This is a genomic window from Pseudomonas vranovensis DSM 16006 (assembly GCF_000425805.1).
GTDB lineage: Bacteria > Pseudomonadota > Gammaproteobacteria > Pseudomonadales > Pseudomonadaceae > Aquipseudomonas > Aquipseudomonas vranovensis.
In genome coordinates this window covers 210,000-223,858 of record NZ_KE384458.1, presented here as the reverse complement: position 1 = coordinate 223,858, position 13,859 = coordinate 210,000, and the positions used below count along the sequence as shown (strand labels likewise).

At 60.2% G+C, this 13,859-nt stretch carries 11 protein-coding genes; 7 read left to right on the top strand and 4 right to left on the bottom strand.

From position 1 onward, the window contains the following. The 5 genes from H621_RS28825 to H621_RS0125905 all read left to right on the top strand — a co-directional run. On the top strand, positions 1–255 hold a 255-nt coding region (locus tag H621_RS28825), incomplete at its 5' end, for a hypothetical protein (RefSeq protein ID WP_028946175.1). Between the two features lie 14 nt (positions 256–269). Beyond that, entirely contained in the window at positions 270–722 is a 453-nt protein-coding gene (locus H621_RS0125920; RefSeq protein ID WP_156905660.1) for a hypothetical protein, read from the top strand. Beyond that, positions 722–1,870, top strand: coding sequence for a DUF6708 domain-containing protein (locus H621_RS0125915; protein WP_036990408.1), 1,149 nt, complete (start codon positions 722–724; stop codon positions 1,868–1,870). The genes H621_RS0125920 and H621_RS0125915 overlap by 1 nt, the downstream gene beginning before the upstream one ends. A 150-nt stretch (positions 1,871–2,020) precedes the next feature. Beyond that, positions 2,021–2,656 carry a hypothetical protein gene (locus H621_RS0125910; RefSeq protein WP_156905659.1) on the top strand — a complete coding sequence of 212 codons (636 nt, stop codon included), beginning with the start codon at positions 2,021–2,023 and terminating at the stop codon, positions 2,654–2,656. A 95-nt stretch (positions 2,657–2,751) separates the two neighbouring features. Continuing rightward, a complete protein-coding gene (locus H621_RS0125905; protein ID WP_156905658.1) occupies positions 2,752–2,928 on the top strand; it encodes a hypothetical protein in 177 nt (58 codons plus the stop codon). Between the two features lie 53 nt (positions 2,929–2,981). Here the strand turns inward: H621_RS0125905 and H621_RS0125900 are convergent, their stop codons facing one another. Continuing rightward, positions 2,982–5,459 carry a UvrD-helicase domain-containing protein gene (locus H621_RS0125900; RefSeq protein ID WP_028946170.1) on the bottom strand — a complete coding sequence of 826 codons (2,478 nt, stop codon included), beginning with the start codon at positions 5,457–5,459 and terminating at the stop codon, positions 2,982–2,984. A gap of 221 nt (positions 5,460–5,680) precedes the next feature. Here H621_RS0125900 and H621_RS0125895 point away from each other — a divergent pair, with 221 nt between their 5' ends. Then, the gene (locus H621_RS0125895; RefSeq protein ID WP_028946169.1) at positions 5,681–6,376 is read left to right on the top strand and encodes a pirin family protein; all 696 of its coding nucleotides are present in this window, start codon (positions 5,681–5,683) and stop codon (positions 6,374–6,376) included. Positions 6,377–6,446: 70 nt separating this feature from the next. Here H621_RS0125895 and pgm read toward each other — a convergent pair whose 3' ends face one another. From pgm to H621_RS0125880, 3 genes are all read right to left on the bottom strand, one after another. Continuing rightward, positions 6,447–8,084, bottom strand: coding sequence for a phosphoglucomutase (alpha-D-glucose-1,6-bisphosphate-dependent) (gene pgm, locus H621_RS0125890; protein ID WP_028946168.1), 1,638 nt, complete (start codon positions 8,082–8,084; stop codon positions 6,447–6,449). Between the two features lie 95 nt (positions 8,085–8,179). Continuing rightward, the gene (locus H621_RS0125885) at positions 8,180–10,441 is read right to left on the bottom strand and encodes an ATP-dependent DNA helicase (RefSeq protein WP_028946167.1); all 2,262 of its coding nucleotides are present in this window, start codon (positions 10,439–10,441) and stop codon (positions 8,180–8,182) included. Next, entirely contained in the window at positions 10,438–12,090 is a 1,653-nt protein-coding gene (locus H621_RS0125880) for a VRR-NUC domain-containing protein (protein WP_028946166.1), read from the bottom strand. Before H621_RS0125880 ends, H621_RS0125885 begins: the two co-directional genes overlap by 4 nt. Positions 12,091–12,429: 339 nt before the next feature. On the opposite strand from H621_RS0125880, the gene H621_RS0125875 reads away from it, so the two are divergent. Beyond that, complete coding sequence (locus H621_RS0125875) at positions 12,430–13,848, top strand: OprD family outer membrane porin (protein ID WP_028946165.1); 1,419 nt, start codon at positions 12,430–12,432, stop codon at positions 13,846–13,848. Positions 13,849–13,859 lie beyond the last annotated feature (11 nt).

Sequence of the window (13,859 nt, the reverse complement as noted above, 5' to 3'; positions counted from 1 at the left end):
AGCGGCCTGCTGTTGCTGGAGGCCAGCCTGTTGCTGTTGCAAGGGCGACGTGACGACAAGGATCGGCGCTTCTGGAGTGAAGTGGCTGCGGCGGGGTTGACCAGTGTGGCGGCAGGACTGGAACTGCTGGCAGTGGGTACCGGGCAGGCGCTGGCGAATGTCGGGCCGAACAGCGCCACCGCACGGGGGCGCAGATCAGCCTGGGGCGGTATCGGCTGTGGGGGGCGGGGATGGCGGCTGCGGGGGGGTTGGTGAGTATCGGGTGGGATGTGAGTGATAGCGTGGATGCGCTCAATAGAAATTCAGAAGTACAAAGCACCCGTAAGTACCCTTTGGCAGCAACCTACTTTGTTCGAGCTTCCGCCACCTTAGCGCTACTTGCAGGGCAAGGTGGAATTGCCTTTTCCCAAGCAACCGCGTACTTCAATTGGCTTACCATGCAAGCTCGAAGCGGAGGACAGCAAGCATTCTTTTTAACGCTGACACAATGGTCCACACGCTTGGCCGCTAACCAAGCCGCCATGCTCTTGTTGGGCCGTATGACCTGGATGGGTGGAGCGTTTGTACTAGGCGCTACGATTGCACTCCTGATGTTCGATGATAATGCCCTGGAAAAATGGTGTGACCAGTGCTGCTTCAGTCGCACTCCCGAAGCGCAGCGTTATAAAAATGTTAGCGACGAACTCGGCACACTGTTTGCCGCCATCAGCGAGGTGATGTGATGTACTTCTTTGAATGGGGCTGTTGGAAAATGCAATTGGAGCCAGAAGAAGCCCGTAAAGACGATCACAAACTTGAAAAAAAACTGGGGATAAAAAGAGATCTACCTTTTGAGAGTGAGGACGATGAAGAGCAGGTTGCTGCACGCGCCTGCGTTAGCCAGACACCTAAAGCCCGAGGGCCAGTTTATGTGTTTAACGACACAGTGCTTGAAATACGCTCCGGCATGTTTGAAGCGAAGCGCGGCCTTATCAGCATACTCTCATGCGCGCTAATCATTTTTATCACCACCACTACGGCAACCGCAACAGTACACCTCGCAAGGTCAATTAATGAACTTTTAAATAAAAAAATCATCCCTGACATCGGCCTGCTACTTGTATTGCTACTCTACTTTACAATCGCCGCAGTATTTTCTTGGTTCTATTTAAAGTATGGTTTTCGCTTCACTCGCTTGGAAATGTTCACCTCCCGTCATCTACTGATCCGCTTCAACCGCAAAACCCAGCAAGTCTACCTGCATCGCCCCAGCTACTGCGGTGGCATCGTGACCTTGCCCTGGAAAGGCGTGACCTCATCAGGCGCCAGCGAAAAGACTGCAATAGCAGGCGGCATCGGCGTACCCCTATTCCTCTATTGGTCACCGCGCGTCACAGGTACTCTCCATCCCGAAAGCGCCTGGGTCGGCAAGGCCGGCAACAACCAGGCCGAGCTACGCGACGAATGGGAGTTCATCCGTCGCTTCATGGACGAAGGCCCCCAAGGCCTGCCGCGGCCCCGCATCACCTCGCATTTCCCCTGGCCCTGGCAGGCCTTCACCCCTCAGTTCGAAGGGCTCACCCACTATTTTCGTCGTGCCTCCCGAACAACCAAGGTAGGGCTGCTGCTGATCTGCCCTGCCTTCCTGATCATCGGTCTCGGCCATTGGCTAAGCCTGCTGCTGTGCTGGAAACCGCGCTGGCCGAAACTGATCCGCCAGGCCGGGCTGCCTGGAAAACCCATCCCACCGCTGACCACTCTTGCCGATCGCCCCCCGCATATCCAGGAACGCTTGCGGGCTAATGCACACCTATGGGCGATACGCCCAGGCAAACGCCCTGAAAAGAAACTATGTGCACGTCCCAAAAAAACCGAATCCAAATCGAATTGACCAAGGAGGATGAGAACTCTATAAAACTCAAAATACTTGTCGGACATGACTGCCCGCTTCATGGACGTGGCTAAGTCGTCTCGGCACTTCGACCCATAGGATAAATGAATCAATTGACAAAAAATTGCTCGCACCAGTGAGGCCGCCTGAATGAGCAGTAAAATCAATCGATTATCTAAAAGTCTTCGCTTCGGCGGCACCTCTCTCCACCCTCATTACTCAACAGGCGAGCCCCCAGTCGTATACGGCATACGACGTATAAACACCCAATGCAGTGAGCTGGAGACGCTCTCCAACCTAAACAAAATCGACTCATCGCTTATAGTTGGTCAGTTCATTGTTATTGCAGTTATAGATACAATCCTAATGCTCCAGGTCATCGACAACATAACCCCTGAGATAACAATTACAATATTATTGTCTGCGTCGCTGCTCCCACCATTGGGATGTGTTTTTTACTTGCTAGGCGGCAACCACCGCACCCGCAAGGTGTACTACATCTTCCCCGGAAAAAAACACCTGCACATTCTCGACTGGGACCAACTCGAAATCCTCGCCGGCTACATACCCATTGTCAGTGGCACGATCAATACCAGCCGCCATTCTCTCTACCTGATCGGCGTCGACTACGGTCAGAAGACACCCGGAGAGGTTTGCCTCATGTGCGGCAACCTGGGGGTATTCGACGGTGATCGCTCAGCCAAGTCTCTGTTGACCTACCTGCAACTCTTCATGGCCAATGGGCCGCAGGATATACCTGAGCCTCCCCCCTCCAGCCTCGTCTGACTCGCCGGCAAACTACCTTGCGCCGATTTCATGAATGGCGGCACTCGTTTCGCAGCAGCTTGACCAGCACACGAGGCAAGTTGTGGGCCCCCATCATGGTTCCGCTTCGGTTGCTCTGGCTGATCTGGGATGTCTTTCCGGAATGCCTGGCCGAATTCATTCAGTACAACGTGCCCTACACCACCTTCCCCCGCGCTATCGACGAGCTCTGCGGCTTTGCGGAAAAACGCAAGCCCGTCATTCGCGTCAATGGGAAGATTGTCGACCGGTGACCATGGAAAAGTAACTGTATACCTTGCAGTGCCATCTAAAACTCGCGTGCCACTCAGTCTGCTCGACTCTCACGCCCATCCTCAAAAAACGCCTTGCGCCCATCCACCTGGCTCGACGCCCGTGGCAGGTTGGCTGCATCCCCCGTTGGCGTTTCCACGTACCAGTAGCAGTGTTTCGCCGCACGGGTGATCGCAACGTAGGCCAGGCGCAACACTTCATCCTTCTGTGCATTGTCGAAGGCCAACGGGTCGCCAGCGCGCCCCAACCCTGCCTGGCGATAAACCTGGTTCTTGTAGGGCGAACTGGTCAGATGCTGGCAATCACCCAGCATGAATACCGCATCCGCCTGCAAACCCTTGGCACTGTGATAAGTCAGTTGCCGGAAGCGTCGCTGGCTCGCCGGCAACCCGGCCTCATGGTTTACCAGTGGCTGTATATGCTCTGATATCAATGATTTATCGCTACTTTTTCGAAATAACATCATTACCGACTCGCCGCGGCGGTAGTGCTCCATCAACGTCTGGGCCAGGACGGCTTCGTCACGCTCAAGGACTTTGACCGGTATCGCTGCCTCTGCCGCCGGGCCGCAGGCCTTGGCTTTTTTACCGCTGATGGCTGGCGCTGGCTTCACGATGTGCTCGGCCGCGTCGATGATGTGTTGGTGGCTGCGGAAATTGTCGGACAGCATCACCCGGGTATTGCTCGGTGAGATGAACTCCTTGGTGTATTCCATGAAGTACTTGGGCGAGCTGCCACGCCAGCCGTAGATCGACTGCCAGTCATCCCCCACACACAGCAGCGAGGAATGCTGGGCCACCCTGCCGACGTGCATGGCCGGGCCGCGACGGCGGATTTCGCGCAGGCAGGCGCGCAGCCAGGAAACGATCTGTGGCGAGACGTCCTGGAATTCGTCGATCATCAGGTGCGCCAGCGGGCGCAGCAGCGGGTCGGGCAGCAAGCGCAGGTTCTCGGGATTGTTCTCACCGAAGAGAGCGAACATACGGTTGTAGCTCATGATCGGCGGCGACTGCCCGAGCAAGTGCGCCTCCAGCGCCTTCCAGTACAAGCTCAAGGCCTCGAAGAACAGCGCGTCGCTGTCGCCGGCGGGGAAGCTCATGGCGCCTACCGCCTTGTTCACTTCAAGCCCGAGATTCTCGATAAAACCTGCGGCGCCGACGAAGGCGTCAAGCAACGGGGCTGCCGACAGTTCACCCTTGATCTTGTAATCAAAGCCGGGACCGGCGACGGCATCGCCAGCCAGCGAGGTTGTGAGACGTTTGGCCGCTGCATAATTTTCAAGCCAAATCACAGGCTTATCGCAGAAAGCTTGAAACAGGGTGCGCTTTATTACCCACTCAGCCCAAACCGGAAGCTTGGCGCCGGGACGCTTGTATTGCTGGTTTTCACCCGGATCGAAGCCCAGCACGACCCAGGCATCCAGTTCCTTGATATGGCCGTGGAAGTGGAAGCGGCTGCCGTTGATTTCCACCGTCTCGCGGCTTGGCTCGATTCCCTTGATTGGCCAGGCTCCAGCAGAGAACCAGAGGTCTTCGAGGGTATCGCAGAGTTCTTCGTCGCGGCTGGCCGATAGCTGGGTTACCGCCACTCGTTTTTGCACGTCCGGGTGATCGCGATCCAGGGCTTTGAGCTGCAGTGCTTCACGGCGCAGGCTGGCAATCAGTTCGGCAAAGCGAGCGCTGTGTTTGAGCAGGTCGCGGTAGCACAGGTTCAACTGCTGGCGCTGGGCATCGTTGATACGCAGGTCAAAGGGGTTGCTCTCGGCACTGGCTTCACTGCCGCTGGGCATCTCGCTGCCCAGGGTCTCGAACGCGCGCACCTGGCTGAAGCCTGGCAGGCTCCGCACCAATGGCAGGATTCGCGAGTGGAAGGTGCGCACCAGCTCACGGGCCTGGGGCGGGCTGAGTTCCAGTTGCCAAAGGCCGAAGACCTGTACCAGGCGGGCGATGAAATCCTTGCGTGACTCGCGGGTAAAGGTCACCACAGTCATGGCGTCCAGCTCAAAACCCAGGTAATGACGCAACAGCAAGATGCGCAGTACCAGCGAGGTCGACTTGCCAGCACCGGCCCCGGCGATAACGCAGGTGGATGGCGTATCGCTGAAGATCATCTTCCACTGTGCAGCGCTCGGCTGGGCGTGTGCCGGCAAGCGCTGGGCAACGTCACCTTTGAAGCGTTTCTTGAGCTCGCTGGTCAATGGCAGGCGCCAGTCGTCGAACAGGCAGTCGTCCTGTCCCGGCACGCCGTGGCCATCGGGACGTGTGTCACGGATCACCAACACCTGGCGCCCGGCTTCGTAGCCGTCCACCCGCCCTTCTTCATAGCCCTCGCGTAAACCATCGGCATGGCCGGTACGTTGGCCGCTGGCGTGCCCCTGGAACCAGGAGTCACGGTGCTGGGCCTGCAGCCGGCTCAGGCCGCGGCCTAGCACACGCGCTGCCAGGCGTCTTATCCAGGGCAATTGCGCAGGGGGAGTCAACTCCGGGGGTAGCTTGGGACGCTCTTCAGACACACCGACTCCAACACAAATAATCCAGCATGCATGTTCGCTCTAACAGACAAAAATCACCAGCCGAATGCTTGAAGATCAGTCAATTAGACGATGAAGCGTATAAATCACCCTAGCTATTGGTATCTAATAATTAGATCAATATCAGCCGAAATTTACGCTTATTTTCGATTATAGATTCAGCGATGATCGTTCCATCAAACGACTCACCAGGAGAGCCCGTCATGCTGCAACTGCGCCCATTCAAGAGCCTTGGCCACGCCGACCATGGCTGGCTCGATGCCCACCATCACTTCTCTTTTGCCGAGTACTACGACCCGCAACGGATGAACTGGGGCAACCTGCGGGTCTGGAACGACGACCTGATTGCCGCCGGCAGTGGCTTCCCACCGCACCCGCACCGCGACATGGAAATCATCACCTACGTGCGTGAAGGTGCCATCAGCCACCAGGACAACCTGGGCAACAAAGGCCGTACCGAGGCGGGAGATGTACAGGTGATGAGCGCCGGTACCGGCATTACCCATGCCGAGTACAACCTGGAAAACGTCGATACGCGGATCTTCCAGATCTGGATCGTGCCCGAGAAGGTCGGCCAGGCGCCGTCCTGGGGCACTCGGCCCTTCCCCAAGGGCGAGCGCGAAGGCTTCGTGACGTTGGCAAGCGGCCGTGACGGTGATGAAGACAGCCTGCGCATTCGTGCCGATGCACGCCTGGTGGCCGCGACCCTGCTGGCTGGGGAAAGCGCCGAATACCGTTTCGAGGCTGGCCGACGCGGGTACCTGGTGCCTGCCAAGGGGATGGTTGAAGTCAACGGTCTGCGCGCCGAGGCCCGTGACGGGGTGGCGATCGAAGATGAGCAAGTGCTCAGGGTGATGGCGCTGGAAGACAGCGAGATTGTCCTGGTCGATGTAGCTTGAAGCTGATTGCGGGCAAGCCCACTCCCACAGGTAGTGTAGGAGCGGGCTTTGCCCCGCGATGCGCTACCGTTTACGCAATCGCCGCATCCACCAGCGCCTGGGCCTCAGCCACCAGCCGCTGCAGGTGCTCCTCGCTCACAAAGCTTTCCGCATAGATTTTGTAGATATCCTCGGTGCCCGAAGGCCGCGCGGCGAACCAGCCGTTGGCGGTCATCACTTTCAGGCCGCCAATGGCCTGGTTGTTGCCCGGCGCATGACTGAGGATGTGCTCGATCGGCTCGCCGGCCAAGCGGGTGGACTTGACCTGCTCCGGCGCCAGCTTGCTCAGCAATGCCTTTTGCTGTGGGTTGGCCTTGGCCTCGACGCGGGTGGCAAAGGGTTCGCCCAGTTCAGCGGTCAGCTGCGCATAGGCCTGGCTTGGATCGCGGCCGGTGCGCGCGGTGATTTCCGCCGCCAGCAGCGCCGGGATCAGGCCGTCCTTGTCGGTGGTCCAGACGCTGCCGTCCTTGCGCAGGAACGACGCACCGGCGCTCTCTTCGCCACCAAAGCCCAGGCTGCCGTCAAACAGGCCATCGGCGAAGAACTTGAACCCAACCGGTACTTCGTACAGGCGACGGCCCAGACGCGCAGTAACACGGTCGATCAAGCCACTGCTGACCACGGTCTTGCCCACGGCGGCATCGCTGCGCCACTGTGGTCGGTGCTGGAACAGGTAGTCGATGGCCACGGCCAGGTAGTTGTTCGGGGCCAGCAGGCCACTGGGGGTCACGATGCCGTGGCGGTCATGGTCCGGATCGCAGGCAAAGGCCACGTCGAAACGCTCGCGCAAGCCGATCAGGCCTTGCATAGCGTGTGGCGAGGACGGGTCCATACGGATCTGACCGTCCCAGTCGACGCTCATGAAACGGAAAGTCGGATCAACTTCAGTATTGACCACTTCCAGGTTCAGCTTGTAGTGCTCGGCAATCGCCGACCAGTAGCGCACCCCGGCCCCGCCCAGCGGGTCCACGCCCAGGCGCAGGTTGGCGCTGCGGATCACGTCGAAATCGATTACGTTTTCAAGGTCGGCCACGTAATTGCCCACGTAATCGTGGCGATGGGTCGTGCTGGCCGCCAGTGCCTGTTCGTGGTCCATGCGCTTGACGCCGTTCAGGCCCGCAGCCAGCAGTTCGTTGGCCTTGGCTTCGATCCACTTGGTGACGTCGCTGTCGGCCGGACCGCCATTGGGCGGGTTGTACTTGAAGCCACCACTTTGTGGCGGGTTGTGCGACGGCGTGATGACGATACCGTCGGCCAAGCCACTGCTGCGCCCACGGTTGTAGCAGATGATCGCGTGGGACACCGCCGGCGTCGGGGTGTACTCATCGTCTTTCGACAGCATGACCTGAACACCATTGGCCGCCATCACCTGCAGGGCACTGGCCGCCGCCGGGGTCGACAAGGCATGGGTATCGGCGCCGATGAACAGCGGTCCGTCGATCCCTTTGCCCTGGCGGTACAGGCAGATGGCCTGGCTGATTGCCAGCACATGGTGCTCGTTGAAACTCAGGTCCAGCGAGCTGCCCCGGTGCCCTGACGTGCCGAACGCAACCCGCTGGGTGGCGATGCTGACATCGGGCTGGCCGGTGTAGTAGGCGGTCAACAGGCGTGGGATATCCACCAGCACGGAGGCCGGAGCCGGTTTGCCTGCCAAAGGACTGAGCTTCATGCAAAACCTCAAGAAAGGATGTACGGGGTAATAAAATCACGGAGTTTACTGGCACTTTGACCTGCACGCGACGCCAATGCTCCCTGCCCACGCGATTATTTCTGCCGGGGCGCCCACCAAGAGGGGAACATGGCCTGCACCCGGGGCTCGGCGAAGCGGTCGTCGATGAGCATGACCATACCCCTGTCACCGGTGCCACGAATCACCCTGCCGGCAGCCTGAATCACTTTCTGCACCCCAGGGTATAGGTAGGTGTAGTCAAACCCGGCACCGAACAAACGGTTCATTCGCTGTTTGATCTGCTCATTCACCGGGTTGACCTGGGGCAGGCCGAGGGTGGCGACGAAGGCGCCGATCAAGCGCGTACCCGGCAGATCGACGCCCTCGCCAAAAGCACCGCCGAGCACGGCAAACCCCACGCCTCGCCCCTGCACCACAAATCGATCGAGAAATGCCTGGCGCTGCGCTTCATCCATGCCCGATGCCTGGCGCCACTGAGGTATTTCCGGGTGCTCGTTGGCCAATCGATCCGCTACCTGTTGCAAGTACTCGAAGCTGCTGAAAAACGCCAGGTAATTGCCCGGTTCAGCGGCATATTGTGTAGCGATCAATGCAGCAATCGGCGCCAGGGAAGCAGCACGATGCTGAAAACGGGTCGAGACCTGGTTCACCAACTGCACGTTCAACTGTTCGGCCGCAAACGGCGATGCCACCTCCAGCCACCCGGTATCCGCCGGCATGCCCAACAGATCGGCGTAATAGCGCCGGGGCCCCAGGGTCGCGGAAAACAGCGTGGTGCTGCGCGCCGCCGCCATGCGCGGGCCGATCTGCGCGGCCGGCACCACATTGCGCAGGCACAGGGTGGACAGGCTGCGCTTGCCCGGCCCCTCGCGCGTGCTGATGTCGAACAGGAAGTGTGCGTCATACAGCTCGCTTATCCTCACGAACTGCAACGCCTGAAAGAAGAACTGCAGCACCGTCGGGTCGATACCGGCAGGTTGCTGGTTGAGTTGTTCCTGGATCTGGCCGATGCACTGCTGCAGCGCCTTGAGAAACGCCTCAGGCAGCTCATCGACCACCCGATAAGGCACCACCTGCGCCTTGTGCAGCGCATTCCATTGGCGATTGAGACGATCCAGCGTGCTACCGATACCGGCCGGCTTGCTGCGACGCAGGCTCTGCAGTTGCCACTGGTCGAGGCTGGCGCTGTACATCTGCCGCGCCCGCTCCACCAGGTTATGGGCCTCGTCGACCAGCACCGCCAGGCGCCACTGGTTGAGCTGGGCCAGGCCAAACAACAAGGCGCTCTGGTCGAAGTAGTAGTTGTAGTCGGCTACCAGTACATCGACCCAACGCGCCATCTCCTGGCCCAGGTAGTAGGGGCAGACCTGATGCGCCTGGGCAATCTCGCGCACGGCCGCCTTGTCGAGGATGGCCACCGCCTGTGCGACCTGGCGCGCTGCCGGCAAACGATCGTAAAAGCCTTTGGCCAAGGGGCAGGCCTCGCCATGGCAGGCGGTACCGGGAAACTCACAGGCTTTGTCCCGCGCTACCAGCTCCAGGCTGCGCAGTGCAAGATCCGGGGCACTGGCATGGACCTGTTGCAGGGCCTCCAGTGCCAGCGCACGCCCTGGGGTCTTTGCAGTGAGAAAGTATATTTTGTCCAGTTGTTGTGGCACCACGGCCTTGAGCAACGGAAACAGGGTGCCGAGCGTTTTGCCAATGCCCGTGGTGGCCTGGGCCATCAGGCAACGGCCGGTACTGACGGCCTTGTACACGGTTTCGGCGAGTTCTCGCTGGCCACGGCGGAATTGCCCATGGGGAAAGGCCAGCGCTTGCAGTCCGCTGTCGCGCAGGGCCACCCGTTGCGACTGTTGCTCGGCCCAATGCAGGAACCGCGCGCACAGGTCGTTGAAGAACGCCTCCAGGTCCGCGGCGCTGCAGGGTTGCTCGATCACGGTCTGGGTGTCGCTGTCCACATCCAGGTACACCAGCGCCAGGTCGATAGCGGCAAGCTGGCGCTGCTGGCACAACAGCCAGCCATAGACCTTGGCCTGTGCCCAGTGCAGTTGCCGATGGTTGTCGGGCTGCCGGGCAAGGTCGCCACGGTGGGTCTTGATCTCTTCCAGACGATTGAGCCGTGGATCATACCCATCCGCCCTGCCCCGCACCTGCAAGGGACCAAACCGCCCTTCAAGGGTGATTTCTGCCTCATAGTCCAACCCACGCCTGCCCACCACCCGCTGATGGCCGCTGATGCCTTCCTGCGCGGTGGGCGATGGCGTGAAGCGCAGATCCAGATCACCCACCTTGGCGCAGAATTCGCACAGAGCCCGCACCGCCACGCAATAACTCATGGTGACTCAAGCCCCCAGCGTACCTGGCACACCTCGACTGGCAGACCGTGTTCGGCACAGAAGTCTATCCAACGCAGCTGGTTGTCTTGCAAGCGATCACCCGGCCCTTTTACTTCGATCATCCGATAACCCTGTTGCTCGGGCCAGAACTGGATCAGGTCGGGCATGCCGGCACGGTTGGTCTGGATATCGTCGAGCAGGCGGATAAAGCACTGCTTCAAGTGCTGTGCCGGCAGGCAGGCCAAGGCCTGTTCGAGCAAGGTGTCGCTAAGCACTTGCCAATAGACGAAGGGCGATTGCAGGCCCTGCTTGCTGGCGTAATGGCTGCGGATGGTCTGCCGGTAGCGGCCATCGTCCAGCTGGGCCAGGCAGTCGGCGAACAGGCTGGCGCGGCGCACCTGGAACTCGGGGTCGTGCAGGTCTTGAGGCGCGCTTTGGAACGGATGGAAAAATGCCCCCGGCAGAGGCGCAAACACCGCTTCCCAGCACAGCAGGCCGAACAGGCTGTTGAACAGGGTATTTTCCACGTAGTACACCTGACCGCCCTGCGCCTGCAGGTGCAACTGGACCGCTTGCTCCACTCCCAGCACAGCCTGTTCCAGCGGCAACTGCAACTCGATCAGGCCTATGGCCGGCTTGCTTCGCCGCGATTGCGGCGGCCCGCCCAACTTGCGCTGCAAGCGTGGCAGCATCCGCGCCAGGGCCTGGACCTCGAGGGGCCCTGCCGGTTGCCCGGCAACCTCCAGGGCCAGTGCGTGCGCCTGCGGCCATTGCTCGCTGCGCTCAAGCACCCGGATACGCCGAATGCGCGCTTGCGGGTGCTGGCTATGGGGGTAGACCTGCAGAGCCAGGTCCCAGTCCCCCAGGCGTTCGCAATGCTGGCCAAGCTGGAACAATACGCGGGACCGTCGGCGCAGCAGCCAGGGATTGTCGCTGCTCACCGTCTGGATCTGTGCCAGCACCTGGTGTACTGGCGTGCCCTGCTCGAGCAACTCGGCACAGCGATGCAGGGCCAGGGCCATATCGATATCGCTGCGCTTGCGCAGGGCTCGCGAATCGTCACTGAAGGCCACCTGCTCGTAGCGCAGCAGGCCCAGGTCGGCCAGGACGAACTCCGACCAGTCCTGGTACAGGTTGCCGAAAAACAGCAGGCGCAAGCGATCACACAGGGCCTGCAACTGCAGCGTGATGATGGGTTCGGTGAAGCCTGGCAACCAGTCGCGCAAAGGCCGAGGTGACGGCTCCAGTGCCTGCAACTGGGCGTAAAGCTCAGCCTTGGCGGCTCGCGGGCGGGCCAGTTGCACGGCAAATCCGTTGGCGATTTCATCTTTGCGCAGCACCTGGAACAGCTGTTCCAGGCTCAACACGCTATCGTCTGTGACCCAGCCTTTTTCAAGCAGCGGCTGCAACGCCTGCAATGGCGGCCCGATCTCGGCATAGACAAGTTTGCTGGGGCGAAACAGTTCGCCCTTGCGCATCACCATGCGTACCAACAATGCCTGGGAAGCCCGTGGCAAGCAGGAAAACTGCTCGATGAACGCTTGCTCGCTACCCTCAAGCAAATCGGCATAGCGCTGCTCGATCCAGTGGAGCACCTGCTGGAAGTTGGAGAGGTAATAGAACGGCTCGTCGACGGAATGGGCAATCACGGCAAGGCTACTGGCAGGCATCAATGGCACTGGTTATACATACAGACCCCTCCCGTTTGCAACCTGCCTGTCGACCACTGATCGATCCGCGGCCGCCTCACGTCTGCTGGCACGCCCCAGCTGCGCTGCTCAACTACTTTCAATGACACCCGTGAAGCCTGTGCTTCTGCGCTTGATCGTTCCAACCATGGAACACAGAAGCCCGGCGGTGGGGGCTACACCCCTACAAGGAACCCATTAAAGTCGCAGGCTGTTCGCATAAACCACAAGCTTGCGAGGTATTTCAACCTGGTGCCGTACCACTGCTGGAACAGCACCACTATCCGGGGCAACAGACTGATGAACCGAATCATCCCTTGTCGATGGCCACTGGTCCTGGTCAGCCTGGTGTGGGTCTCCACCAGCAGCCTGGCGGACAATTCCCTGGGCCAGCGGGACAATATCAACCTGGACCTGACCCAGCGCCAACATGCCGAACTGGCCATCGCCCCCGGCCTTGCCAGTGGTTCGAGCCTCAATGGCCTGCTGCGCAACTATTACTTCGGCCGCGACAACCATCACACCCCGGCGCGCCGCGACCAGCGCGAATGGGCGCAGGGCATGCTGTTGTCGTTTCGCTCTGGCTACACCGACACCTTGATCGGCATGGGCCTCGATGTGCATGGCTTCAGTGCCGTCAAGCTCGACGGTGGGGGCGGCAGCGGCGGCGCCGGCCTGATGCCGCTGGACAGTTCGGGCCATCTGGAGGATGAGTTTTCGGCCGCCGGGGCCGCCCTGAAGTTTCGCGGCTTCGGCAGCCTGCTCAAGGTCGGTGACCAGTTGCTGGAAAATCCGCTGATTGCCAGCGGCAGCAGCCGTCTGTTCCCCCAGAGTTATCGGGGCGTGACGGCAAAGAATTTCAGTATCGAGCGGCTGATGTTCGATGCCGGTTGGGTAGAGTCGACTCGCTTGCGCAACCAGAGCGGTCACAGCAATTTGCAAAGTGCCTATGGCAACGGCAACCGTGCCGGTGTCGCCCCCGACAGGGAAAGTTCACGCATGACCTGGCTGGGGGCCACCTACGGTGCGGCTCAAACATTGAACCTGACCTGGTACAGCGGTCGCCTCCAGGACCTCTGGGACCAGCACTACCTGGGCCTGAGCCAGACTTTCAGCCTGCAGCACGAACTGCGCCTGACTCCGTACCTGCACTATTTCAAGACCCGCGACCAGGGCAGCAGCCAACTGGGCAGCATAGACAACGATGCCTACAGCGCCGGCCTCACCCTGGCTCGGGCGGGGCAATCGCTCAGCCTGGGGCTGCAGAAAGTCGACGGTCGCACACCATTCGACTTCCTCGCCCAGAACGATCGAACCTTCCTCTACCTGAACAACGCGATGCAGTACGCCGACTTCAACGGCCCCGGGGAAAAATCCTGGAAGCTGCAGTACCAGACCAGCCTGCAGGCCCTGCAGGCGCCGAACCTGCAACTCAGTGTCGGCTATACCCGTGGCGAGGCCGACCTCACCCGGGTCGATCCAGCCAGCCCCGGCTATGGCTACATCTACAACCCCGAAGGCAAGCACGCCAAACATTGGGAACGCGACATCGCCCTGCGCTACGCCGTGCCCGACGGTACGGCCAAAGGCTTGAACCTGACGCTGCGCTGGGCCAGCCATCGCCCGGGCGATGGTTACACCGCCCCAGGCAATACCCGCGGCAACGCCAGTGCCGACGAATACCGAGTGATTCTCGACTACCCCTTCAACCTGCTTTGATCAATACCAGG

Excerpts from the sequence above, each read along its gene's own strand:
- H621_RS0125910 (WP_156905659.1), top strand. The coding sequence starts at position 2,021 with ATGAGCAGTAAAATCAATCGATTATCTAAAAGTCTTCGCTTCGGCGGC.
- H621_RS0125895 (WP_028946169.1), top strand. The coding sequence starts at position 5,681 with ATGCTGCAACTGCGCCCATTCAAGAGCCTTGGCCACGCCGACCATGGC.
- H621_RS0125875 (WP_028946165.1), top strand. The coding sequence starts at position 12,430 with ATGAACCGAATCATCCCTTGTCGATGGCCACTGGTCCTGGTCAGCCTG.
- H621_RS0125885 (WP_028946167.1), bottom strand. The coding sequence starts at position 10,441 with ATGAGTTATTGCGTGGCGGTGCGGGCTCTGTGCGAATTCTGCGCCAAG.
- pgm (WP_028946168.1), bottom strand. The coding sequence starts at position 8,084 with ATGAAGCTCAGTCCTTTGGCAGGCAAACCGGCTCCGGCCTCCGTGCTG.
- H621_RS0125915 (WP_036990408.1), top strand. The coding sequence starts at position 722 with ATGTACTTCTTTGAATGGGGCTGTTGGAAAATGCAATTGGAGCCAGAA.
- H621_RS0125905 (WP_156905658.1), top strand. The coding sequence starts at position 2,752 with ATGGTTCCGCTTCGGTTGCTCTGGCTGATCTGGGATGTCTTTCCGGAA.